Origin of the sequence: Streptomyces sp. SS7 (assembly GCF_037993025.1) — a bacterium.
In the GTDB taxonomy this organism is placed as follows: domain Bacteria; phylum Actinomycetota; class Actinomycetes; order Streptomycetales; family Streptomycetaceae; genus Streptomyces.
This window is the reverse complement of record NZ_CP141223.1, coordinates 3,457,045-3,480,589: the sequence shown is the minus strand read 5'-3', so window position 1 is coordinate 3,480,589 and position 23,545 is coordinate 3,457,045. Positions and strand designations below refer to the sequence as shown.

General features: G+C 68.8%; 18 protein-coding genes and 1 pseudogene. 7 read left to right on the top strand and 12 right to left on the bottom strand.

Going from position 1 to position 23,545, the window contains the following annotated elements; all coding sequences use genetic code 11:
* The first annotated feature begins 289 nt into the window (after positions 1-289).
* The 3 genes from U5640_RS15825 (at position 290) to U5640_RS15815 (ending at position 4,959) form a co-directional block, all read left to right on the top strand.
* Positions 290-1,279 (top strand): GH25 family lysozyme, encoded by a 990-nt coding sequence (locus tag U5640_RS15825; protein ID WP_340376438.1) that lies wholly within the window; start codon positions 290-292, stop codon positions 1,277-1,279.
* A gap of 2,475 nt (positions 1,280-3,754) precedes the next feature.
* Positions 3,755-4,735 carry a helix-turn-helix transcriptional regulator gene (locus U5640_RS15820; protein WP_340376437.1) on the top strand — a complete coding sequence of 327 codons (981 nt, stop codon included), beginning with the start codon at positions 3,755-3,757 and terminating at the stop codon, positions 4,733-4,735.
* A 2-nt stretch (positions 4,736-4,737) separates the two neighbouring features.
* Positions 4,738-4,959, top strand: coding sequence for a DUF397 domain-containing protein (locus U5640_RS15815; protein WP_340376436.1), 222 nt, complete (start codon positions 4,738-4,740; stop codon positions 4,957-4,959).
* 1,165 nt (positions 4,960-6,124) lie between these two features.
* Here the strand turns inward: U5640_RS15815 and U5640_RS15810 are convergent.
* The 4 genes and pseudogenes from U5640_RS15810 to U5640_RS15795 form a co-directional block, all read right to left on the bottom strand.
* Positions 6,125-6,262: pseudogene (locus tag U5640_RS15810) on the bottom strand (ABC transporter ATP-binding protein); the annotation flags it as partial.
* Positions 6,259-6,783, bottom strand: coding sequence for a PadR family transcriptional regulator (locus U5640_RS15805; protein WP_340376435.1), 525 nt, complete (start codon positions 6,781-6,783; stop codon positions 6,259-6,261). The gene U5640_RS15805 and the pseudogene U5640_RS15810, both read right to left, overlap by 4 nt.
* A gap of 134 nt (positions 6,784-6,917) precedes the next feature.
* Entirely contained in the window at positions 6,918-7,172 is a 255-nt protein-coding gene (locus U5640_RS15800) for a hypothetical protein (RefSeq protein WP_340376434.1), read from the bottom strand.
* Positions 7,169-8,113 carry an SPFH domain-containing protein gene (locus U5640_RS15795; RefSeq protein WP_340376433.1) on the bottom strand — a complete coding sequence of 315 codons (945 nt, stop codon included), beginning with the start codon at positions 8,111-8,113 and terminating at the stop codon, positions 7,169-7,171. The genes U5640_RS15800 and U5640_RS15795 overlap by 4 nt, the downstream gene beginning before the upstream one ends.
* A gap of 301 nt (positions 8,114-8,414) precedes the next feature.
* On the opposite strand from U5640_RS15795, the gene U5640_RS15790 reads away from it, so the two are divergent.
* Positions 8,415-10,901, top strand: a complete 2,487-nt coding sequence (locus tag U5640_RS15790; RefSeq protein WP_340376432.1) for a transglycosylase domain-containing protein — start codon at positions 8,415-8,417, stop codon at positions 10,899-10,901.
* A gap of 53 nt (positions 10,902-10,954) precedes the next feature.
* Here the strand turns inward: U5640_RS15790 and U5640_RS15785 are convergent, their stop codons facing one another.
* The 4 genes from U5640_RS15785 to U5640_RS15770 all read right to left on the bottom strand — a co-directional run bounded on the left by U5640_RS15785 (position 10,955) and on the right by U5640_RS15770 (position 17,971).
* The gene (locus U5640_RS15785) at positions 10,955-13,066 is read right to left on the bottom strand and encodes a SpoIIE family protein phosphatase (protein WP_340376431.1); all 2,112 of its coding nucleotides are present in this window, start codon (positions 13,064-13,066) and stop codon (positions 10,955-10,957) included.
* Between the two features lie 325 nt (positions 13,067-13,391).
* Positions 13,392-14,084, bottom strand: coding sequence for a DUF402 domain-containing protein (locus U5640_RS15780; protein WP_340376430.1), 693 nt, complete (start codon positions 14,082-14,084; stop codon positions 13,392-13,394).
* Positions 14,085-14,156: 72 nt separating this feature from the next.
* Positions 14,157-15,560 carry a class II fumarate hydratase gene (locus U5640_RS15775; protein WP_340376429.1) on the bottom strand — a complete coding sequence of 468 codons (1,404 nt, stop codon included), beginning with the start codon at positions 15,558-15,560 and terminating at the stop codon, positions 14,157-14,159.
* Positions 15,561-16,300: 740 nt separating this feature from the next.
* Positions 16,301-17,971, bottom strand: coding sequence for a fumarate hydratase (locus U5640_RS15770; protein ID WP_340376428.1), 1,671 nt, complete (start codon positions 17,969-17,971; stop codon positions 16,301-16,303).
* Between the two features lie 160 nt (positions 17,972-18,131).
* On the opposite strand from U5640_RS15770, the gene U5640_RS15765 reads away from it, so the two are divergent.
* Both U5640_RS15765 and U5640_RS15760 read left to right on the top strand, forming a co-directional pair.
* Positions 18,132-18,821: a DUF1707 domain-containing protein gene (locus tag U5640_RS15765; protein WP_340376427.1), complete on the top strand. Its 690-nt coding sequence runs from the start codon at positions 18,132-18,134 to the stop codon at positions 18,819-18,821.
* 104 nt (positions 18,822-18,925) lie between these two features.
* Positions 18,926-19,297 (top strand): WhiB family transcriptional regulator, encoded by a 372-nt coding sequence (locus U5640_RS15760; RefSeq protein WP_079078867.1) that lies wholly within the window; start codon positions 18,926-18,928, stop codon positions 19,295-19,297.
* A 206-nt stretch (positions 19,298-19,503) separates the two neighbouring features.
* Here U5640_RS15760 and glpX read toward each other — a convergent pair whose 3' ends face one another.
* A complete protein-coding gene (gene glpX, locus U5640_RS15755) occupies positions 19,504-20,538 on the bottom strand; it encodes a class II fructose-bisphosphatase (RefSeq protein WP_340376426.1) in 1,035 nt (344 codons plus the stop codon).
* Positions 20,539-20,665: 127 nt separating this feature from the next.
* Between glpX and U5640_RS15750 the strand changes: the two genes are divergently transcribed.
* Positions 20,666-21,190 (top strand): DUF4245 domain-containing protein, encoded by a 525-nt coding sequence (locus U5640_RS15750; protein ID WP_340376425.1) that lies wholly within the window; start codon positions 20,666-20,668, stop codon positions 21,188-21,190.
* A 91-nt stretch (positions 21,191-21,281) separates the two neighbouring features.
* On the opposite strand, the gene U5640_RS15745 is transcribed toward U5640_RS15750, so the two are convergent.
* The 3 genes from U5640_RS15745 to xseA all read right to left on the bottom strand — a co-directional run bounded on the left by U5640_RS15745 (position 21,282) and on the right by xseA (position 23,474).
* Positions 21,282-21,872 carry a malonic semialdehyde reductase gene (locus tag U5640_RS15745; protein ID WP_340376424.1) on the bottom strand — a complete coding sequence of 197 codons (591 nt, stop codon included), beginning with the start codon at positions 21,870-21,872 and terminating at the stop codon, positions 21,282-21,284.
* Between the two features lie 160 nt (positions 21,873-22,032).
* Positions 22,033-22,254, bottom strand: a complete 222-nt coding sequence (locus U5640_RS15740; RefSeq protein ID WP_340376423.1) for an exodeoxyribonuclease VII small subunit — start codon at positions 22,252-22,254, stop codon at positions 22,033-22,035.
* Complete coding sequence (gene xseA / locus U5640_RS15735; RefSeq protein WP_340376422.1) at positions 22,251-23,474, bottom strand: exodeoxyribonuclease VII large subunit; 1,224 nt, start codon at positions 23,472-23,474, stop codon at positions 22,251-22,253. Before xseA ends, U5640_RS15740 begins: the two co-directional genes overlap by 4 nt.
* Positions 23,475-23,545 lie beyond the last annotated feature (71 nt).

The following is a 23,545-nucleotide window of genomic DNA, read 5'->3' as shown; positions in this document are numbered from 1 at the left end:
TCCGACTACACCTAACATTCGTCGTGAGCTAGCGAGGCTCCGCCATGTCCGAAACAACGGAGGCGCAGCTACTCCTAGTGCGCATTGAAACGAAACTCGACCTAGCCCTACGGCTACAAGAGGACCAGGAAAAGCGCCTGCGCGTCCTAGAGGCGCACGGCACTGCCACCCATGCCGACCGGCTAGCGGCCCTAGAGCGTTGGCGTTACGCACTCCCTACGGCAGGCTTTCTAAGCCTCGCCTCGATGGCTACGGCTGTAGCTACAGCCATCTTGCGCTAGGGGGTGTCATGTCGGGACTCATTAAGGGTATCGACGTTGCCTCTCATCAAAGCTCGACCTATGACCTGACAGGCGTTGACTTTGTCTTTGTCAAGGCGACAGAGGGCACGTGGTACACCAATCCCAAGATGGCTGCCCAGGTGTCGAGGGCGAGGAGTGCCGGCGTAGTGGTCGGGTTCTATCACTTCTTGCGTAAGGGTGGCGCACAGGCGCAGGCAGCCTATTTCGTGAGCAAGGCGGAGGCCAGGCCAGGGGAAATCCTCGCGTGCGACTGGGAGAGTGCGCCGGACGGTAGCGCCCCCAGTAGCGAGGAAAAGGACGCGTTTATACGCGAGGTCGCGCGCCTCGCTCCTGGGCGTCGAGTCGTCCTCTACTGCAACCGCGATTACTGGCTTAACCGGGACCGGTCGAGCTACGCCGGCCATGGTCTGTGGATAGCAGACCCCAGCGCGCCCATGGGTGCCCCTCGAATCACTCACCCATGGCTATTCCATCAATACTCAATCAGTGGAGGCATGGACAGGGACGTAGCCGCGTTCCCGACTCGCGCAGCCCTCAAAGACTGGGCGGCAGGGGACGCGCCGGCGTCACCCCCAGGTGAAACCGACATGGCACTAACCGCGGCACAGACTTATGACGCTGTCTGGAAAACCGATAAGGCTCCGGCGCCTAAGGACGCGCCGGACGTCAAGACAAATCCCACGTGGCAGCCCGTAAGCATCCTCGCGGACACGCAGGCGCAGGCGCGTGCGCTCCGTAAGGACGTTGCCGCCCTCGCCGCAGAGCTAACCGCCGTGCGCCTCATGGTTGCCGCCCAGGGCGAGGCCCTGCGCGCCCAGGGCGCCGCCCAGGCGGAGGCGCTGCCTGCGCTCCGGGGGCAGCTCGACGCGCTCACGGCCGGACTGTCGCAACTCGACGTGTCCGGCGTCCTCGCGGAACTACAGCGGCGCCTCAGCGCCGTACGGGTCGAGTTGACAGCAGAGGAGGTGACGACATGAGGACTTATCTAGTGCGCCTCGCGGAACAGGCTTTCGCTGCCGCCCTGGGCGGCGCCCTCGCAGCCTGGGCAGCGTCCGGCTACAGCCTCACTCAGGCAGCCCTAGGCGCCGCCATAGGTGCCGGACTGCGCGGGGTCTACGGCATGTTTGCCCAGCCGTTCGGACCGGACAAGGATTCGCCCAGCCTCACTCAGTAGGGCAGACGAAAGCGCCCCCTCGCCATCGCGGCGAGGGGGCGCTTTTCTCGTTTCAGGGGCGCGTGCCTGTCCCCCTACAGTCACGGCAGCGGAGGACAACCAACCTGCCTCGCCGGACAGTCAGGATCCGTTTCGATCCGTCGCAGGCTCGACAGTAGTCCGGCAGGATCCCCGTTCGGCTAATCGTCGTCCTCTTCCCAGTAGTCCGGACCCTCTTGATTGCGTACCTGTTGAGCATCGCTGGGAGCGTGCACGCAACGGGGGCATTGCCCATCGTCGCGCAGGAGAACTCTTTCACCCCAGACGAAATGGAAATAGCACGTTGGGGGGTCGGACTCTAACTCTTGCTTGCCTGCCATCGTCTCTCCTCTACCGGCAGAGGGGGCAGCGCCTGAGGTGCGACACTAGGGCGCGTGCCCTTGCCCTCTTGCCGCCCTCTATTTCGGTTATTGCTGCCTTCCCAGCCGAATCACGTTCGTAGCTTCCGGCACGCTCCTGGTTTTTTTTGATGCGCCCATCAAAGAGCCTCGCGACACGCGCGAAATCGGGGCAGCGGTATGACTGCATTATGTCTCCCGTAAATGACTCGCCCCTCTGCCGGAGTGGACAGGCAGAGGGGCGAGGGCTCATGTTCCCCAGAGTCTTCCTAGCCCAGCGCTGGGGGCGCGCTCCGCCCTACTTTCGGTCGAGCCGATTTCGTGCGGCACTCCGGAATGGCTAGCCTTCGGGCGTTATACGTGTCTCGGCGAGGCGAGTAAGCGTGGCACGGTAGACCCTGCGCCTTTTGGTCGCCTCGATACAGTCAATGCCTGCGCTGGAACATTCGTCCTCGCACGTCATGACGTGACTCAACCATTCGCCCCAGGCGTGCACTTTCGCCGCCTCCGCCTCCGCCTGGGCAGGTGTCATGACAGGTACCTCGCTCATGTCCGGCGCTCCTCGCCTGTGTAGGGGTCTGTGACGAACTGCCGGACCATGCCTTGACGTCCGTCAATGGTCGTCATGTGCGGTCGGTCCCAGGGCTGCGGAGGCTGCCACGTCCCACGGGCGCCCCAGAGGTGTTCCTCTGCCGCAGGCGGGGGCAAGGGCTCGACCCTCGCGCGCCTCGCCCATCGTCGACCTCGCCCCGCCTGGGGGTCGAGCCATGCGGGACCCTGGTCCTGGGCGCGCTCCTGGTCCTGGGCGACCTCGCCGGACTGGGCTCGACTCTTGCCCGTGGGTTGGCTGCCTCTGTTGAGAATCAGCCAGAGGGCAAGCAACGCGCAGACTGCCGCCCCTGCCGTGCCGATAACATTGGTCATTGTTCGTAGCTCCCTTGCGCTGCGGACGTGCCCCGTACGGCGCTGCATGCCGATTGGGGCGATGTTGGGACGCATGCGCCCAGGTGTTCACGCACCTGGGCGCATGCGGAGACTCACGGGGGTTTGACGGGGGGCACGCCCGGAGTCTCTAACCTGTCGCGCGCAGGCACATGGACACGCGACAGGCTCTTAACCGCCTCCGCCGTTCCCCTGAGGGCCGGAGGCGGGATGATTGTGAACGTCTGCCGGACTCCCTGAACTGAAACGCTCAACTCATATTGACGCCCCTCATAGAGCGCGACACTCGCAGAGCGATAAGCCCGGTACGTATACCAGCGTTTGAAGGCGCGCCGTTCCGTTTCCGTTAGCGGCATCCTCTTTACCGCTCCGGCAAGCGCTCTTATTGCTTGGGTGCGCGAGGGAAACGGTAACTCCTGCCCCTGATAGCGCAGTACATGACTCATCGTTCGCTCACCTGTGCCTCTACCTCCGCCCAGACTGTTACACCTAGTACCTCCGTCCGTACCCCCCACTTGTGCGACATGGCCTCTACCAGGAGTAGGCCCCTGCCGCCCTCTGCGGAATCGCCTACCGACTGCACCGATGGGATTTCTTCGCTGCCCCGGTCGCGCACCTCTACGCGGAACGTGTCTCCATAGCGTTGGATCACGTAGCCAACAGGTCCGCGCGCATGTTCAACTGCGTTGGTTACCAACTCACTTGTAATGAGCGTCAAATCCTCGCTCACAGATTTACAAGCGGCAGAATCGGCCCACTGTCCAAGGAACGTCCGGCAGTCCTCGCGAGCGAGGGCAGCGGACGCCGGCACGGTGGGATACTGGTGACGCGCTACAGCGTTGGGCATGGCGGATCAACCCCCAGGGGGCACGGCAATGCGGAGCGGCACAGTCCGGTTACGGAGCGGTGCGCCTGTGTAATGTTGCACCACCTGAGGGCACGGTGCAACGTTCCACGGAATGTTCATCCTTGTGAGTGTCAGTCAACTCAGTTGCGCAGTAAGGGATGCCGGCGTAGTGCTAGGCATGATTGCGCAGGCCAGACAGGGTGAGAGGAGGGCAAACGTGGGAGCGCGCAAAGAGCCGACGGCGCGTCAAGTCCGGCTAGGCCACGTACTCCGGGACATGCGAGGCGAGGCGCGAGGGCGGGACAGCCTAGAGACTGTCTCGCGTGAGTTGGGCTGGTCCAAAGCCAAACTGTCCCGTATTGAAACGGGTTGGTCCGGTATCTCCGAGTCTGACCTAGTCACGCTCCTCGATACGTACGGCATCGAAAACAAGGCATGGCGCGCGTACTTGCTCGACGTCCGCCGCAAGACATCCGCACGCGACGGATGGGAAATCAAGCTCCGTTCCATCGTTCACGCCCAGTACGCGGACTATGTGGGCATGGAAGAGGACGCGTCAGAGCTTTACAACGCGGAACCTGTCCTAGTTCCTGGGCTCCTGCAAACGCATGACTACGCTGCCGCCGTTCTCGCCCAACACATGCCGCACCTGTCAGAGTCGCAACGGAACGCGCGCCTAGAGATCCGAGAGAAAAGGACAGGCGTATTCGACCGCCCCGACCCTCTTGTGTTCTGGGGCATCATCAGCGAAAGCGTATTCCGGCACGCGCTAGGCGGACCGGACGTCATGGCAGCGCAGCTAGATCACTTGCTAACCATGAGCGACTACCCCACGGTAAACATTCAAATCCTGCCGGAGTCGCATGCACTGCATGCGGTACTACTCCAACCATTCGTGGTCCTGCAATTCCCTGTCCACTGGGAACCGAACGTGGTATTTCTCGATGGGTTGACACGTACGCGATTCCTAGAGGACGTCGAGGACGTACAGGAGTACGGCAGGGCATTTAGGCGGCTCAATGCAGAGGCTCCCAACGGGCCTGAGTCGATTGAGCTAATAGAGAAATACCGAGAACACTACCGCAAGGGGTAGCAGTGAATTACGTAATCGCGGACGCGTCCGCGCTTGACGTCGAGTGGCAGAACATGTCTACCGGCGAGGGCAATTGCTTTGAGTTTGCCGCCCTGGGCGACGGACGAACGGCAGTCCGGACCAGTAAAGCGCCCAACGGGCCTGCCCTGGTCTACTCCGCCGGTGAGGTCGCGGCGCTCATCGAGGCAGCCAAGTCAGGCAAGCTCGACCGCTACGCCGAGTAGGCACACTAGGCGCTAGGGGCACACAGGCACACAGACGCGCCCCCTGTCGGCACTGTCCGGCGGGGGGCGCGTTGCCGTTTGCTTAGGCGCTTTCGCGACTTGGATCCTGTCCAAGAAAGCGACACTCCCCAGGGTTCTACACCCATAAACACAGGGCCGCAAATCGAGCCAATATCGCGCGTGCGTAGGGGAGTTGAGCCCAGGTAAACGCAAGGTTAAAAAATCTTCAGTTCTTCCCTTGACAGTCCCTTTGCATCGGGCGGAACGTGGTTCGCACCCCGGACGGATCACCCGATCCGGAGACTCCCCCCGCACCTCGCGGCAGCCAACGCAGACGGCCGTTTCAGGGCACCTCTGTGCCCGCAGGTGCCGGGGGTTTTCTTTGACAACTTCACATGCCCAATGCGCCCGTTGAAGCGAATAGACATGGGTCGAAGCATGAGCGCCGGCATCAACGCTGGGAAGCGTCGAGTCGAGTACGTCAATGCAAGAGCGGCAGGCAGTCAGAAAATGATCTGACGACCAACAAGACGATTCACGCCCCTGTGCAACGTGTGCGGGGGCGCTGGATTGTGCACCTCAATGAATAAGTTTGGATTACAGCAATGACTATCACGATGACAGCAACAGGAATCGCAAGTGGTGACCTGGTCTGTACGAGTGGAGGTCACCCGGTGGCGCGCGTAGCGGCTGTGAGCAAGGCGAATAAGGGCCGCTCCGTGCGTTGCTGTCTGAGTAACTGCCGCACAGGCGAAATTGAATCCCTCATCGAGTATCCCGCCGGCCAAACTGTCACGGTCGAGCGGGATTCACTGTAAGGCGCTGATATCAGCCGGTTGGAGGTGTGCCCATGTACCGACAGGGCACGAACGCCACCCTCACGACGAGTGACGCACATAGGGGCACGGCACGGGGCGGCAGCCCTGCGCAGGTGCCGGACGATGCCCCGCAGGATCCTCCCGGCCACAGACGTCCGGGGCAGGCTCCGCAGGACCAGGGCGAGGCCATCCGCGCGATGGTCGATTCGTGGCCTCCGCTGTCCGATGGGCAGCGGCAGCGCCTCGCGCTCCTGCTACGACCTGCGGGTTTGCCCAGAGGTACTGACTAGCTACGCTGGGCAGTAGGTAGGCCCTACCATTGAGGTGCACAAATCCGGGGTCGGGTTGCCGGACCCGGACGGGCCCATCACCGCGACGACCTCGCCGGGGTGGATGGAGAACTCGGCGCCGTCCAGCGCCATGGTCGGCCCGTACGCCTTCTTCAGGTCCTCGGCGACGAGCAGGGATCCCCCGGGAGCGTTCACGCGGTCACCGTGGCCTTCAGTTTGTCGAGGCGCGCGGCGGCGAGTTCCAGCCAGCGCAGGTCGGCCTCGAGGTGGAACAGGGCGTGGTCGCAGATCAGCTGGTCGGCCAGATCGCCCCTGCGTTTGCGGTCGGTCAGGATGCGCATGCTGCGCAGGTGCTCGGCCCGCTGGGTGTCGAGGATGTCGGCCGCGTCGCGCGCGGTGAGCAGGGCGAGGACGACCTTGGTGTACAGGGTCGACTGAAGGTACGGCTCGGGCTTCTCGGGCGTGGCGAGCCAGCGTTCGACGTCGGTGACGCCGGCTTCGGTGATGGCGTACCGCTTGCGCTCGGGGCCGCCGCCGGCCTCGATGCCGTCGACCTCGACGAGACCGTTCTTCAGCAGGCGCGACATCGTCGAGTAGACCTGGCCGTAGTGCAGCGGCCGGTCGTGACCGAACTTCTCGTCGAAGGCCCGCTTCAGGTCGTAACCGTGACGGGGCCCGGACTCCAGGAGTCCCAGGAGGGTGTGACCGATGGACATGGGAAGGACTGTACACGCGGTGTATACCCGGGGTGTATACGCGGAGTGTGCAGGTGGTGGCAGGGGGTGCGAGAGCGCAGGTGGGGGCTGATTGTCACCGTTCCGCTACAGCCGGTCGGTCGGCCCGGCACCCCTCAGGCCGACGGGGGTCTGGGGGCGGAGCCCCCGGGGGGCCGGCCCCGGCGAGGAATCGGCCCCGTGTCGCGCGGCAGCCTTCCGGCCTCCGCGAGAGCGCGCCGCAACAGGAACTCGATCTGCGCGTTGGCGGACCGCAGCTCGTCCCCGGCCCACCGCGCCAGCGCGTCGTACACCGTGGGGTCCAGCCGCAGCAGTACCTGCTTGCGCTGCGGCCGGCCCTGTGGGGTCGAACCCCCGGAGGGAACCGTCACTGGTACAGGGTCCCCGTGTTGAGCACGGGCTGCGGCGCCCGGTCCCCGCACAGCACCACCATCAGGTTGGACACCATCGCCGCCTTGCGCTCCTCGTCCAGTTCCACGATGTCCTGCTCGGCGATCCGGGTGAGCGCCGCCTCGACCATCCCGACGGCCCCGTCCACGATCTCCCGCCGCGCCGCGACCACCGCGCCCGCCTGCTGCCGCTGGAGCATCGCCGAGGCGATCTCGGGAGCGTACGCGAGATGCGTGAACCGGGACTCGATGATCCGCACACCGGCCGCCTCCACGCGCGCGTGCAGCTCGGCCGCGAGCTTCTCGGTGATCTCCTCGGCGTTGCCGCGCAGCGAGAGCCCGTCCTCGTCGTGGGAGTCGTAGGGGTACTCGATGGCGATGTGCCGCACCGCCGCCTCGGTCTGGGTGGAGACGAACTCCAGGAAGTCGTCCACCTCGAAGACGGCCTGCGCGGTGTCCTGCACCCGCCACACCACGACCGCGGCGAGCTCGATCGGGTTGCCGTAGGCGTCGTTGACCTTCAGGACGGCCGTCTCGTGGTTGCGCACCCGGGTGGAGATCTTCTCGCGCGAGGTGAAGGGGTTCACCCAGCGCAGTCCGTCCTCCCGGATGGTGCCCCGGTAGCGGCCGAAGAGCTGCACCACGCGGGCCTCGCCCGGCGCCACCGTGTTCAGCCCGCACATCGACAGGAACGCGGCGAGGCCTATGAGGATGCCGCCGACGATCAGCGCGGCCTTGCCGCCGGTCGCGGTCACCGTGGTCGCGGCGGCGATCATGCCGCCGCCTGCCAGCAGCCCGACCAGCCCGCCGAGCAGCGCGAACCCGCCGCCCACGCTGTGGGCCGGGAACTCCTTGACACGCGGGGCGGGCAGTGCGGGCGCGAGGGCCGAGGAACTCTCCGTGGAGAGAGGAGCTGTGGTCATGGGTGATTCCCCCCGTTTCGTACAAGCGTGCGCAGGTTCGCACCGGCCACGCGTGAGCATCGGTCTAGCGTTGATCTAGCTAAGTGATATCACTTTATGAGCGATTGGCAACCCCCGGAGCGTTCCAGTCGTCGAACGAGGTGACGTGGTGTGCCGGTTTCCCGGCGGGGGTGCTGATTCTCACCCCCTCCGAACGCCGGACCGAGGCCTCTTCGACACAGTCGACGGTGTTAGCTTTCTGAGCTGACCTGCCTCCAGTCACAGGTGTGACTGCCGAGTACGAAGCGGAGCGAGCGGACTCATGGGACGAGCGGACGAGAGACGAGCGCGGCAGAGCGGTGGCCGTCGCGCGGCGCCCAAGAACCGCTCCCCGCGCAGGGACGCCCCGCCGTCGCGCGGCGCGTCGCGATCGGCCGTGGAGGCCCCCGAAGCCCCCGAGACGACCGAGACCCCCGACGCGGCCGGCAGTCCCGCACCCGGCGGCCGCGCGGCCGCGCGCAGGGCCGCCGCCGGGAAGAAGGGCGGCCGGGGCGTCAAGGCGGGCGGCAAGGGCGGCAAGAAGGACAAGAGCCTCATACGCAGGATCTTCACCTGGAAGAAGATCCTCAGCGCGTTCCTCGTCGTGACGGCGGCGGCCATCGGGGCCGTCGTCTGGCTGTACGTGAGCACGCCGATTCCCGCGGGCAACCCCGACGCCAAGCTGCAGAGCAACGTCTACGAGTACAAAGACGGCTCGATCATGACCCGGGACGGCACGGTCAACCGTGAGAACGTCGACCTCGCCGAGATACCCAAGCCGGTCCAGCGCACCTTCGTCGCCGCCGAGAACAAGACCTTCTACACGGACGCCGGCGTCGACCTGAAGGGCACCACCCGAGGCATCCTCAACACCCTCATGGGCAAGGGCGCCCAGGGCGGTTCGACGATCACCCAGCAGTACGTCAAGAACTACTACCTGAGCCAGGAACAGACCGTCACGCGCAAGCTGAAGGAACTGGTCATCTCGCTCAAGCTGGACCGGGACGAGTCGAAGGACTACATCCTGGCCGGCTACATCAACACCAGCTACTACGGCCGTGGTTGTTACGGCATCCAGGCCGCCGCCCAGTGCTACTACCGCAAGGACGCCAAGGACCTGAACGTCCAGCAGGGCGCCTACCTCGCCGCGCTGCTCCAGGCGCCCAGCCAGTACGACTGGGCCGTCGCCACCGACACCGGCAAGCGGCTGGTCAAGGCCCGCTGGAACTACGTCCTCGACAACATGGTGGGACAGGGCTGGCTCGACAAGTCCAAGCGCGACGAGATGACGTTCCCGGAGCCCGAGCCCCCGAAGGCCGCACCCGGCCAGGAGGGCCAGACCGGCTACCTGGTCAAGGCCGCCAACGCGGAGCTGATGCGTCAGCTGGTCGCCACGGGCGTGGCCGACGACCTCAAGTCGGCCGAGGACCTGGTCACCCGCGGCGGCTGGAACATCAAGCTCAACATCGACAAGAAGAAGCAGAAGTCGCTGGAGACGGCGGTCAAGGAGCAGCTGACCAGCAAGCTGGACGCGAAGAAGCGCAAGGTCGACGGTGACGTCCAGGCCGGCGCGGTCTCGGTGGACCCCAAGACCGGCGCGGTTGTCGCGATGTACGGCGGCAAGGGCTACACCGAGCACTACATCAACAACGCCACCCGCACCGACTACCAGCCCGCCTCCACCTTCAAGCCGGTGATCCTCGCCGCGGCCTTCGACGAGAACGCCAAGACGCAGGACGGCGACGAGATCACCGCCAACACGCTCTACGACGGCACCAGCAAGCGCCCGGTCGTCGGCAGCGACATCGGCTTCGCCCCGGAGAACGAGGACGACCAGGACTACGGCGACGTCACCGTGCAGACGGCGCTGAACAAGTCCATCAACTCCGTCTTCGCGCAGATGGGTGTCGACGTCGGCATGGACAAGGTGCTGAAGGTCGCGAGCGACCTCGGCATGGACACCAAGGACCTGAAGGCCGTGCCGGCCCAGACCCTCGGCACCATGGGCGCGAGCCCGCTCCAGATGGCCGGCGTCTACGCCACGCTCGACAACCACGGCAAGAAGGTCACGCCGGCGATCATCGCCGAGGCGAAGAACAGCGCCTACCCGTCCTTCAAGCACACCGACCCCATCGGTGAGCAGGTCGTCGACCGGGAGGCCGCCGACTCGGTCACCTCGGTCCTCACCGGTGTGGTCGACGACGGTACGGCCAAGAAGTCCGTACGGGACAACCCGCTGCGCAAGGGCCAGAAGGTGGCCGGCAAGACGGGCACCTCCGACAACAACAAGTCGGCCTGGTTCACCGGCTACACCCCCGACCTGGTCACCTCGGTCGGCCTGTTCGGTGAGTCGGCGAAGGCCCCGCATCCCCAGGTCAGCCTGACCGGTGCGACCACGGGCCTGACCACGGTCGAGGGCCGGATCAACGGTGGTGGCTTCCCGGCGCAGATCTGGGCGGCGTACACCTTCGGCGTCTCCACCAAGGTCACCAAGTTCGACCTGGAGACCAAGCAGGGCGCGGCGGTCCAGACGGCCTCCCCGTCCCCCACCAGCTCCCCCTCGTCGAGCCCGAGCCCGTCCGACACCCCCACGGCGACGAACACCCCGACGAGCAAGCCCACGACCGGCGCACCGACGCCGACCAACACCCCCACGAACACGCCGACGCCCAATGATCCGACCGGCGGCGCCACCACGCCACCGGCCTCGGACGAACCGACAGTGGACCCGACGGACCCGACGGACCCCTTGAGCGGCAGCGGCCAGTAGGCACACGGAGAGAGGGCGCCCGGCACACGCCGGGCGCCCTCTCTCGTACCCACCTACGACCGGTTCAGCTCGAACCACACCACCTTGCCGGTGCTGAGCCGCGTGGCCCCCCAGCGCCGAGCCAGCCGATTGACCAGATACAGCCCGCGACCCCCCTCATCGGTGGCCCGGGCCTGCCGCAGCCGAGGCAACTGGGGCACGTCGTCGCCGACCTCGCACCGCAGCACATCGGTCCGCAGCAGCCGCAGAGTCACCGGCCGGGAGGCGTACCGCACCGCATTGGTGACCACCTCGCTCACCAACAGCTCCACGGAGTCGGTCAGATCCTCCATGCCCCACCGGGACAGCGCCCGCCGGGCCAGCCGCCGGGCACGGCCCGGTGCTGCGTCCTCCGGCTCCAGGAACCAGTACGCCACATCGCTCGGCGCGATCCCGTCGAAGCGGGCGGCGAGCAGCGCGATGTCGTCGTCCCGGTCGCCCGGCCCGAGCATGTCGAGCACCTCGTCGCACAGCGCCTCCAGCGGCGGCGGGTGATCGGGCCCCGTGAGCTGCGCGGTCGCGGCCAGCTTCTCCCGCAACTGCTCTATCCCGGTCGCCACGTCCCGCAGCCGGGACTCCACCAGGCCGTCGGTGTACAGCAGCAGCGTCGCCCCGGCCGGTGCGTCCAGCTCCACCGCCTCGAAGTCGACCCCGCCCACGCCGATTGGCGCCCCGGGCGGCACCCGGAGCACCTCGGCACGGCCGCCCAGGTGCAGCAGGACCGGCGGCGGATGGCCGGCGTTGGCGATGGTGATGCGGTGCGAGACCGGGTCGTAGACGGCGTACAGACAGGTCGCCATGCGGTCGGAGCCGAGCCGCTGCGCCTGTTCGTCGAGGTGGTGCAGGACCTCCTGCGGGGGCAGATCCAGCCCCGCGAGGGTCTGGGCGGTCGTGCGCAGCTGTCCCATGATCGCGGCCGAGGTCATCGAGTGCCCCATGACATCGCCCACGACCAGCGCCACCCGGCTGCCGGGCAGCGGGATCGCGTCGTACCAGTCGCCGCCCACCCGCGCGGTCTCGGCCGCCGGCAGATAGCGCGAGGCGAGCCGCACGCCGGTGGGCCGGGGCAGATGCTCCGGCAGCATCGTGCGCTGGAGCTCGTCGGCGATGTACGCCTCGCGGTCGTACAGCACCGCTTTGTCGATGCCGAGCGCGCTGTGCGTGGCGAGCTGGGCGGCGACCAGCAGGTCGTCGTTCTCGAACGGGAAGCGCTCCGGGCGGCGCAGGAAAACCGCCGCGCCGATCACCCGGCGGCGGCCCCGCAGCGGGGCCAGGATGGCCCGCTGGCCGCCCGGGACGACCAAGGTGCTGTCCTCGCCGAGGAGTTCCGGCAGCGCGGCACGGGCGGCCGGGCTGTCGGCGAACACCGGGCGCACCCCGCGCAGCACCTCCGCGAGCGCCCCGCCGGGCCGTACCTCGCACAGTTCGGCGATCGCGGAGGACAACTCGGCGCTCAGCTCGGAGGGTTCCGGCGGCGGCAGGGCGAGCGCGGCGAAGCCGGTCTCGGTGTCGCGCTCCTCCGGGATGCGGTCGGTGCGCCGCAGTCGCAGCATGACGCGGTCGGCCACCGGCCGCTCGTCGCCGACCGGCAGCGGGTCGCGCAGATAGACGAGGATCGCGTCGGAGAAGGTCGGCACGGTGGCCCGGCACAGCCCCATCACGATCTCGTCGAGGTCCAGACCGCGGGCGATGCGCCGGGTGGCGGCGCCGACGAAGCGCAGCCGGTCGCCGTCCCGGCGCATCGGCGTGGGACGCCCGGGCGTCACCCCTTGCCCCGTACGGCGTTCGCCCGGCACGGCGCGCAGGTCACCGCCCGGCTGGGCCGGGATCGACTCGGGCGCCGGACGCGGCCGGTGGCTGTCGGGTTCGGCACCGGTCGCCGGCTGTGAGTGCTCGGCCTGTGAAGCGGCCGGATCCGTTCCCTGGGCACTCTTGTTTCCCTTGCTGCCCTTCCCGCTGGTGGCACGTGACGCGGTGGTGCCAGGGCCGTCCTCCGCGCGGCCCTGGGAGGCGGCGGGAGGTAAGGCGTCCGAGGCGTCCGGGGCCTGGGTATGCAGGAGCGCCCCGCGGGCTTCCGTGGGGTCGACGCCCTGGGGGCGTTCGTAGCTGGTGGGCTGCTCCGTCACGCGTGTCGAATCCGTCCGTCCGGGGCTGCGCGGCGCGCACACAGTTGGTCCCGCAGAAAACCCGATACCCGGAATACCTGTCCCCGGAACGGAATTCCCGCGTGGTCAGAGGCTGTTCCTGTGTCACCGGAGGACCGGGCGCGGCTCCGGCAGCGGGCGCCGTCCGTCCTCACGGCCCCGCCGATGTTGCCCTCGTACCCCTCGCTCACGTCCTGCCGCCCCTCGGTGACGTTCGGTCAGACCCGGTGTCGGCCCCGGGAGTTGCTGTTCGATGGTCTTGCGGAGGACGATCCTACGTTTCCTGCCCGGGGGCGCAGCAAGGGTCTCATGTGGACATGTGCGCCGGGACCCGGTCCCAGTCCTCCGGAAGCAACGGTACGGCCCAGGACGGATCCGGGCGCCAGTGCTGCCAGCCCTTGTTGAAGGGAGCCTCCCAGGCGCCGATCACCGCCTCCGCCGCTCGTCCCGCCTCCCGCGCCCGCTCGGCGACGGCGGCGTCCATCAGTCCGTCCTGCTGGGCCTGCGCGAACTCGTCCTCGTCGCGCCAGCCCCAACTGCGGTCGGGGTACACGCAGATGTCCAGAAAGTGATCCTCGGAGTCCACTCCGCCGTCCCAACGGGACAGCGGCTCCTCCAGATTGACGTACCAGTTCTTGAACTGCCAGCCCGGCTCCCAGAACAGCCACACGGACCAGGGCTCGCCGGGCCGGGCCAGCTTCAGCACACCGGTGCCGAACCAGCGGTCGAGCTGGACGGTACGGGGCTTGGTGTAGCGCGTCGGCAGCGGCTCCTGGTGCAGCGGGGTGCCGTCGGCGAGCACGGGCTTGACGACCTGGGTGCCGGGCGCCAGCCAGACCGCGAGGAGTTCCTCGTCGTCACGGACCACGGTGACCGGGCGGGCGATGTGGAAGCCCGGGCCGCCGTTCTCCCGGTAGCGCCACAGGATCTGGTGCCCGGGCGCCCAGAACGCCGCCGTACCGCCTGTTCCCACGCGTCTCACCGCTCCACCGTCTGCCATGCACAGATATTAGGTGCCATGGGCATACGACGCTGCGGCGCGCGTCACGGTTCTGCGCGCCGCGGCGAAAGGTTACGGGCGCGTCATCCGCAGGACATCCAGGGCTTCGTCGAGTTGTTCGACCGTCAGCATGCCGCGCTCCACATACCCGCTGTCGAGGACGACGTCACGGATCGTCCGGCGCTGCGCCAGGGCCTTCTTGGCCACCTTGGCGGCCTCCTCGTAGCCGATGTACTTGTTGAGCGGGGTGACGACGGAGGGGGAGGACTCGGCGTACTCGCGGGCCCGCTCCCGGTGCGCCACGATCCCGTCCACGGTCCGGTCGGCGAGCAGTCGCGAGACGTTCGCCAGCAGCCGGATCGACTCCAGCACGTTCTTGGCGATGACCGGGAGCATCACGTTGAGCTCGAAGTTGCCGGCCGCTCCGGCGGCGGCGACGGTGGCGTCGTTGCCCATGACCTGCGCGGCGACCATCAGCACGGCCTCCGGGACGACCGGGTTCACCTTGCCGGGCATGATCGAGGACCCGGGCTGGAGGTCGGGCAGCGAGATCTCCGCCAGACCCGTCCGCGGCCCGGAGGCCATCCAGCGCAGATCGTTGGCGATCTTCGTCAGGGAGACCGCGACGGTCCGCAGCTGCCCGCTGGTCTCCACGATCCCGTCCCGGGCGCCCTGGGCCTCGAAGTGGTCCCGGGCCTCGGTCAGCGGCAGCCCGGTGGCCCGGGCCACCTCCTCGATGACGGCGGCGGAGAAACCGGGCGGGGTGTTGATCCCGGTCCCGACGGCGGTCCCGCCGAGGGGCAGTTCGGCGAGCCGGGGGAGGGAGGCGCGCAGCCGTTCCACGCCGTGGCGCACCTGGGCGGCGTATCCGCCGAACTCCTGTCCGAGCGTCACGGGAGTGGCGTCCATGAGATGGGTCCGCCCGGACTTCACCACGTCCGCGAACTCCTCGGCCTTGCGGCCGAGCGCCGCGGCGAGGTGCTCCAGGGCCGGGATCAGGTCCCGGGTGACGGCGGCGGTGGCGGCGATGTGGATCGAGGACGGGAAGACGTCGTTGGACGACTGCGACGCGTTGACGTGGTCGTTGGGGTGGACGTCCCGGCCGAGCCGCTCGCTCGCCAGCGTGGCGATGACCTCGTTGGTGTTCATGTTCGACGACGTGCCGGACCCCGTCTGGAACACGTCCACCGGGAAGTGCGCGTCCCAGGTCCCCTCGGCGACCTCGGCGGCCGCCTCCTGGATCGCCCCGGCCACGTCCTTGTCGAGCACCCCGAGCTCGGCGTTCACCTTCGCGGCGGCACCCTTGATCCGCGCCAGCGCCTCGATGTGCGCCCGCTCGATCCGCTGCCCGGACACGGGGAAGTTCTCCACGGCCCGCTGCGTCTGCGCCCGCCACTTGGCGTCCGCGGGCACCCGCACCTCCCCCATGGAGTCGTGCTCGATGCGGTACCCGCCCTTGTCCTGCTCGTCGCCCATCGACGATCACCTCCACAGGGCACAGCATCGCCGACGGGCCGACTGTTCCCGAGGAGGCGAGGCAGGCGCGGGTGCGGCCTTCGAGGAGGTAGGGCAGGCGCGGGTCCGGCTTCGGAGGAGGCGAGGCAGGCGCCGGTACGGCCTTTGAGGAGGCGAGGCAGGCGCGGGTGTGGCTTCGGAGGAGGCGAGGCAGGCGCGGGTCCGGCTTCGGAGGAGGCGAGGCAGGCGCCGGTACGGCCTTTGAGGAGGCGAGGCAGGCGCGGGTGTGGCTTCGGAGGAGGCGAGGCAGGCGCCGCGGTGCGGCCTCCAACGCGGGGCCGCACCACTCAGCCCGTCCGGGGGTGCCCCCTGGGGACCTCGAGGAGGTGCCAGTTCCATCCCGGACCCGCACCCACCCCTGAGCCCGTCCGGGGGTACGCGCCGTGAGCCCTGACGGCCCCGCCCGGCCCGGGGCGGGTCTGCGCGCGGCGCACATCCCCTCTGGGGGACTTTGGCGGTCGTGCCATTCCCCTCCCGAACCCCCACCCACCCCCGAGCCCGTCCGGGGTGGGTGGGCGGCGGAGCCCCTGGGACGGGGCGGGCAGGGGCGGCGGGGGAGGGCCCGGCATTCGAGGACGAGGCCGTCCATGCCTTGGCGGGGCGCTGGGGCGCAGCCCCGCTGGGGGCGACGGGGCGCGGCCCCCGCTGAGGGGGTGGGGAGGGGCGGCGGGGTGGAGCCGCTCGCCGCCCCGCCCGAGGCGCTACGCCAGGCCGGGCCCCCGGACCGGGATCGACGTGAACGTCGGTGCCGGGGCCGGGTCCTTGAAGAAGTCGTTGCCCTTGTCGTCGACGACGACGAACGCCGGGAAGTCCTCGACCTCGATCTTCCAGACGGCCTCCATGCCGAGCTCCTCGTACTCGACGACCTCGACCTTCTTGATGCAGTCCTGGGCGAGACGGGCGGCCGGCCCGCCGATGGAGCCGAGGTAGAAGCCGCCGTGGCGGCCGCACGCGTCGGTGACCTGCTGGGAGCGGTTGCCCTTGGCCAGCATCACCTTGGAGCCGCCCGCCGCCTGGAACTGCTCGACGTAGGAGTCCATCCGCCCGGCGGTGGTCGGGCCGAAGGAGCCGGACGCGTACCCCGCGGGGGTCTTGGCCGGGCCCGCGTAGTACACCGGGTGGTCCTTGAGGTACTGCGGCATCTCCTCGCCTGCGTCCAGCCGCTCCTTGATTTTGGCGTGCGCGATGTCCCGCGCCACGACCAGCGGGCCGGTCAGGGAGAGCCGGGTCTTCACCGGGTACTTCGTCAGCTCGGCGAGGATGTCGTCCATCGGCTGGTTGAGGTCGATGCGGACCACGTCCTCGTCGGCGGAGTCGAGGTGCTCGTCCGTCGTCTCCGGCAGGAACCGCGCCGGGTCGGTCTCCAGCTGCTCCAGGAAGACGCCCTCGGCGGTGATCTTCGCGACCGCCTGGCGGTCGGCGGAGCAGGACACCGCGATCGCGACCGGGCAGGACGCGCCGTGCCGGGGCAGCCGCACCACGCGCACGTCGTGGCAGAAGTACTTGCCGCCGAACTGCGCGCCGATGCCGATCTTCTGCGTCAGCTCGAAGACCTTCTCCTCCAGCTCCTTGTCCCGGAATCCGTGACCGAGCTCCGAGCCCTCCGCCGGGATCTCGTCGAGGTAGTGCGCGGAGGCGTACTTCGCGGTCTTCAGCGCGTACTCCGCGGACGTGCCGCCGACGACGATCGCCAGGTGGTACGGCGGGCAGGCGGCCGTACCCAGCGAGCGGATCTTCTCCTCCAGGAACTTCATCATGGAGGCCTCGTTGAGGACGGCCTTCGTCTCCTGGTAGAGGAAGCTCTTGTTGGCGCTGCCGCCGCCCTTGGCCATGAACAGGAACTTGTACGCGCCGCCGTCGGTGGCGTAGAGCTCGATCTGCGCCGGCAGGTTGGAGCCGGTGTTCTTCTCGTCCCACATGGTGAGCGGGGCCATCTGCGAGTACCGCAGGTTGAGCTTGGTGTAGGCGTCGTAGATGCCCCGGCTGAGGGCCTCCTCGTCGCCGCCCGAGGTCAGCACGTTCTGGCCGCGCTTGCCCATGACGATCGCCGTGCCCGTGTCCTGGCACATCGGCAGGACGCCCGCCGCCGCGATGTTGGCGTTCTTCAGCAGGTCCAGCGCGACGAACTTGTCGTTGCCCGACGCGTCGGGGTCGTCGATGATCCGCCTGAGCTGCGCGAGGTGGGCCGGCCGCAGATAGTGCTGGATGTCGTGGATCGCCTCCGCGGCGAGCTTGCGCAGCGCCTCCGGCTCCACCTTGAGGAACGTCCGCCCGTCGGCCTCGAAGGTGGAGACACCCTCGGAGGTCACCAGCCGGTACGGGGTGGTGTCCTCTCCCATGGGGAGCAGATCGGTGTACGCGAACTCAGGCATCGCAGCCCATTCCTCACTCTGCAGACGGCGGCCCGCCGACACTGGCGGGCCTCACCAGCCTAGAACCTGCTGGGAGCACGGAGCTTGTGAGGTAAGGCTCAGTTCGATCCCGCCGAGCGGGGGCTATCGCGATCTATCGTGTTTGGGTACGCTGGTCCCCGTGGACCTTCAGAAGCAGACCGCTGCCGCCCCCACACCGTCCGCCCCGCTGCGCGCCTCGGACGCCGACCGCGACCGCGTCGCCGACATCCTGCGCGAGGCCCTGGCCGAGGGCCGGCTGACCGCCGACGAGCACGCCGAGCGCGTGGAGGGCGTGCTGGCCGCCAAGACGGTCGGTGAACTGGAGGTCTTCATCCAGGACCTGCCCGCCGCCCACGCCCGCCGGACGACACCCGGCGGCGCCCCGAGCCACCCCGACCGCGGCGCGATCCCCGCCGATCCCGACGACAACGTGGTCGCGGTGTTCAGCAGCGCCAGCCGCCGGGGCCGCTGGCGCGCGGGCCGCCGTATCCACGCGTACGCGATCTTCGGCAGCGTCGAGATCGACCTCAGCGAGGCGCTCTTCGAGTACCAGCAGGTCATGATCAAGGCCTGGTCCGTCTTCGGCAACGTCGAGGTGTACGTCCCGGAGAACGTGTCGCTGCGCGGCACCGGCGGCGGAGTCCTCGGCAACTTCGAGGTGGACGCCCTCGACTCGCCCGAACCCGACGCCCCCGTGGTCTACGTCGACGGCTGGGCGGTGCTCGGCAACATCGAGGGCCGGCCGAGGCGCGGCAGACGCGTCGCGGACATCCTCGATCGTGTGCAGCGCAAGGTCGACAGGGGTTTGCGCAAACACCTGGGCCATTGACGGTCGTGAACAGCGGTTCGGGACGCAGTGCATAGGCGCGCGTACAGCGGGTAGGCCTTGCTGCATCGTCTCTCGCTCGCGAAGCCGTCGTCAGGAGTAGACCCGTGCTGCAACCGCCGCATTCGTCCCTGCAGGTCGCCGCCGTTCCGGCCCAGCGGGTGCCAGCGCGCGACCAAGACGCTCCCTGGCACACCGAGGCGGTGTGCCGGCGTGACGAGGCCGGTTTGTTCTTCGCTCCCTCCAAGGAACCCACCGCCGCCCGCCTCTCCCGCGAAGAGGCCGCCAAGCGGGTGTGCGCCCGCTGTCCCGTCATGGTGGAGTGCCGGGAGCACGCCCTGCTCCAGCCCGAGCCCTACGGCGTCTGGGGCGGCCTGACCGCCGCCGAACGCCGGGTCGTGCTGGCCAGGCGCCGCCGCCGCGACATGGAACTGAAGAAGGCGGCCAGAACAGCGGGCCGCATAGCCCAGGCGGGCTAGCGTCTCGCTCACGCCGACGTGGGCGCCCCCTCCGCACCGGGGGCGCCCACTGACGTGCTCGCTGCTTTCACGAGCTTTGCCGCTTTCACGGCTTCACGGCTTCACGGCCGTGGGGAGCTGCGCGACGGGCCACGGGCACCCGCACCCGCGAGGCACCCGTGCACCACGTGCACCAGGCCCACCACGCGCCCCCCGGCCACCAGCCGCTACTTGGCCCGATCGAAGTCGATGGCGCTGTACGCCCGCAGCTTGCTGAGCCGGTGCTCGGAGTCGATCCGCCGGACCGTTCCCGACCGCGAGCGCATCACGATCGAGTCGGTCGTCGCCGTCTCCGAGCGGTAGCGCACCCCGCGCAGCAGCTCCCCGTCCGTGATGCCGGTGGCGACGAAGAACACGTTCTCGCCCTTGACCAGGTCCTCGGTCGTCAGCACCCGGTCGAGGTCGTGCCCCGCGTCGACCGCCCGCTGCCGCTCCTCGTCGTCCTTGGGCCAGAGCTTGCCCTGGATGGTGCCGCCCAGGCACTTCACCGCGCAGGCCGAGATGATGCCCTCCGGCGTTCCGCCGATGCCGAGCAGCAGGTCGACGCCGGTGCCCTCGCGCAGCGCCAGGATCGAGCCGGCCACATCGCCGTCGGAGATCAGCTTGATGCGCGCGCCGGTGTCCCGGATCTCCTTGATCATGCCCTCGTGCCGCGGCCGGTCCAGGATGACGACGGTGACGTCCTCCGGGGTGGCCCGCTTGGCCTTGGCGACCCGCCGGATGTTGACCTCGACGGGCGCGTTGATGTCGACGAACTCGGCCGCCTCGGGGCCGGTGACCAGCTTGTCCATGTAGAACACGGCGGACGGGTCGAACATCGCGCCCCGCTCGGTCGCCGCGAGCACCGCGATCGCGTTCGGCATGCCCTTGGCCGTCAGCGTGGTCCCGTCGATCGGGTCGACGGCGATGTCCACCTCCGGCCCGGTGCCGTCGCCGACGCGCTCGCCGTTGAACAGCATCGGCGCCTCGTCCTTCTCGCCCTCCCCGATGACGACGACGCCGTTCATCGAGACGGTCGAGACGAGGGTCCGCATCGCGCGCACCGCGGCACCGTCGGCGCCGTTCTTGTCGCCGCGGCCCACCCAGCGGCCCGCGGCCATCGCGGCGGCCTCGGTCACGCGGACCAGTTCCAGGGCGAGGTTGCGGTCGGGGGCTTCGGAGGGGACATCGAGCTCGGACGGCAGATGATGGTGCTCGGTCATCGGAGCGCACCTTTCTGATACGACGACGGCCGGATGAGGGTTCGGTACTCGACTCTATCGTCAGTCCGACAAAATGAGCAGGGGACCCCACGGATGAGCGGGCTGGGCACCTGCGACGATAGGGGGCGTGGCAGGTTCGAACGGCAAGCAGAAGACGGCCCGGGACATGATTCTCTCCCTGGGCCTCATCGTCATCGCGGCGTATGTGATCTACCTCTTCGTCCCGCACGACGAGACGGCTCCCGACGTCAAGCGGGTCGACTACCGCGTCGAGCTGCTCACGGCCCGCCGCGCGGCGTCGTACCCGGTGGCCGCGCCCGAGGGCCTGCCCGAGAGCTGGAAGGCGACCTCCGTGCGCTTCCGGGGGGCCGACTCCGACTCCTGGCATCTCGGCTTCCACACTCCCGACGGGGAGTACGTCGCGATCGAGCAGTCGACTCAGAAGCGCGCGGACTTCATCGAGCGGGCGAGCCAGGGCGCCAAGGCGACCAAGGTCACCGAGGACATCGCCGGCCGCACCTGGACCCGCTACACCGGCGGGCGTTACGACGCCCTCGTCCTCCAGGGCACCGACGGCTCCACGACGGTGGTCGCGGGGACCGCGTCCTTCGACCGTCTGACGGAGATGGCGAAGGCGCTGAAGACGGCGTGAGCACCCCCTGACGTACGAAGACATGCGAAGAGGCCCCCGGCCGGCCGGGGGCCTCTTCGCATGTGCGGGCTCTTCGTCCGTGCGGGGTCGCTCAGACGGTGGTGACGACGTCGTCGTAGGCGAGGCGCGGGGAACGCGGGTAGGAGGCGTCCGGGCCGGGCTTGCCGATGTTGATCACCATCAGAGGGGTGTGGTCGTCGTCGAGGAACTCCTTGCGGACGCCCTCGAAGTCCAGGCCGGTCATCGGGCCGGCGGCCAGACCGGCGGCGCGGATGCCGACGATGAAGTACGCGGCCTGGAGGGCGGCGTTCATCCCGGCGGCGCCCTCGCGGGCCGCGCGCTCGGCGAAGAAGAGGTCCTTGGCCTGCGGGAAGGCCGGGAACAGGGTCGGCAGCTCCTCGTGGAACTCGTTGTCCGCGGAGAGGATCGCGACCAGCGGGGCGGTGGACGTCTTGGCCTTGTTGCCGTCGGCCATGTGCTGGACCAGCCGCTCGCGGGCCTCGGCCGAGCGGACCAGGGTGATGCGCAGGGGAGTCTGGTTGAAGGCGGTCGGGCCGAACTTGACCAGGTCGTAGATCGCCTGGATCTGCTCGTCGGTCACCGGCTCGTCGGTGAAGGTGTTCGCGGTGTGGGCCTCGCGGAACAGCAGGTCCTGGGCGGCGGGGTCAAGAACGAGAGACATGCGTGGACTTTCTGGTGTGGGGCGCACTGACTCCGTTCCGGACCGTGGTCCGGATCGGCTGACGGGACGACCGTACGCGAAGAGAGGTTCAAGTTTCAACAAAAAGCGGAGGTGGGTGACCCGGCTCACAACGGAACCCAACGGCACCCCGACGACGCGCTCACTCGCCGTCCGGCTCCCCCTCCTCGGCCAGCGCCGCGTCCAGCCGCGCCCGCGCCCCCTCCAGCCAGCGCCGGCACACCTTGGCCAGCTCCTCCCCGCGCTCCCACAGGGCCAGCGACTCCTCCAGCGTCGTACCCCCCGCCTCCAGACGTCGTACGACGTCGATCAGCTCGTCCCGGGCCTGCTCGTACCCGAGGGCCTCCTCGGCCTTGCTCGTCATGCGGGTCCTTCCCTCTCCTCGACTCGAACCGCGAACTCGCCCTCGGCGACCCGCGCGCGCAGCACCTCCGCCACGCCCACCTCGCCCGGATCCCGGACCGCGTGCCCGTCGGCCCGCTGCAGCACCGCGTACCCCCGCTTCAGCGTCGCGGCCGGTGAGAGGGCCACCACGCGGGCGTGCGTGTGCGTCAGCTCCGAGTCGGCGCGGTCCAGCAGATGCCCGAGCGTGCGCCGGGACCGCTCGACGAGCGAGGTGACCTGGTCGGCGCGCTCCTCGACCATCCGGTGCGGATCCTGCATCACCGGCCGCCCCAGCGCGTGCGCCAGGCCCCGCTCCTCCCGCTCCACGAACGCCTGCGCACACCGCCGCGCCCGCCCGCGCAGCATCCGCACCCGCTCCAGCTCCTCGCCGACGTCCGGTACGACCTTCTTGGCGGCGTCCGTGGGCGTGGAGGCCCGCAGATCGGCGACATGGTCGAGCAGCGGAGAGTCCGGCTCGTGCCCGATGGCCGAGACCACGGGCGTACGACAAGCCGCGACCGCCCGCACCAGCTGCTCGTCCGAGAACGGCAGCAGATCCTCCACACTCCCGCCGCCCCGCGCCACGACGATCACGTCCACCTCGGGGATCTCGTCCAGCTCCTTCACGGCCTGGACGACCTGCGCCACCGCGTGCACCCCCTGCACGGCGACATTGCGCACCTCGAAGCGGACCGCGGGCCAGCGGTGCCGGGCGTTCTCCAGCACATCCCGCTCCGCGGCCGACGCCCGCCCGCACACCAGCCCGATCAGCTGCGGCAGAAAGGGCAGCGGCTTCTTCCGGTCGGCCGCGAACAGCCCCTCCGCCGCCAGCGACTTCTTCAGCTGCTCCAGCCGGGCCAGCAGCTCCCCGACCCCCACCGGTTTGATCTCCACGGCCCGCAGCGACAACTGCCCCCGCGGCGCGTACCACTCGGGCTTCGCGTGGACGACGACCCGGGCGCCCTCCCCGACGACGTCCGCGACGGCGTCGAAGACCTGCCGGTAGCAGGTCACACCCACCGAGATGTCGTGCGAGGGGTCCCGCAGCGTCAGGAACACGACGCCCGCCCCCGGACGCCGCGACAACTGGGTGATCTGCCCCTCGACCCACACGGCGCCGAGCCGCTCGATCCACCCCCCGATGAGCCGGGACACCTCGCCGACGGGCAGCGGGGCGTCCGCGGACGTGTTCACAGCCATGCGACCGAGAGTATCGGCACGCACCGACAACACCGCCGAGCGCTCGCGGCGGGCGCCGGGCGCTGCGGCGG

Bases quoted from the DNA above. Each gene is read 5' to 3' on its own strand.
- U5640_RS15820 (WP_340376437.1), top strand. From the start codon at position 3,755: ATGTTCATCCTTGTGAGTGTCAGTCAACTCAGTTGCGCAGTAAGGGAT.
- U5640_RS15805 (WP_340376435.1), bottom strand. From the start codon at position 6,783: ATGTCCATCGGTCACACCCTCCTGGGACTCCTGGAGTCCGGGCCCCGT.
- xseA (WP_340376422.1), bottom strand. From the start codon at position 23,474: ATGGCTGTGAACACGTCCGCGGACGCCCCGCTGCCCGTCGGCGAGGTG.
- U5640_RS15780 (WP_340376430.1), bottom strand. From the start codon at position 14,084: ATGGCAGACGGTGGAGCGGTGAGACGCGTGGGAACAGGCGGTACGGCG.
- U5640_RS15790 (WP_340376432.1), top strand. From the start codon at position 8,415: ATGGGACGAGCGGACGAGAGACGAGCGCGGCAGAGCGGTGGCCGTCGC.
- U5640_RS15825 (WP_340376438.1), top strand. From the start codon at position 290: ATGTCGGGACTCATTAAGGGTATCGACGTTGCCTCTCATCAAAGCTCG.
- U5640_RS15745 (WP_340376424.1), bottom strand. From the start codon at position 21,872: ATGTCTCTCGTTCTTGACCCCGCCGCCCAGGACCTGCTGTTCCGCGAG.
- U5640_RS15795 (WP_340376433.1), bottom strand. From the start codon at position 8,113: ATGACCACAGCTCCTCTCTCCACGGAGAGTTCCTCGGCCCTCGCGCCC.
- U5640_RS15770 (WP_340376428.1), bottom strand. From the start codon at position 17,971: ATGCCTGAGTTCGCGTACACCGATCTGCTCCCCATGGGAGAGGACACC.
- U5640_RS15775 (WP_340376429.1), bottom strand. From the start codon at position 15,560: ATGGGCGACGAGCAGGACAAGGGCGGGTACCGCATCGAGCACGACTCC.
- U5640_RS15740 (WP_340376423.1), bottom strand. From the start codon at position 22,254: ATGACGAGCAAGGCCGAGGAGGCCCTCGGGTACGAGCAGGCCCGGGAC.
- glpX (WP_340376426.1), bottom strand. From the start codon at position 20,538: ATGACCGAGCACCATCATCTGCCGTCCGAGCTCGATGTCCCCTCCGAA.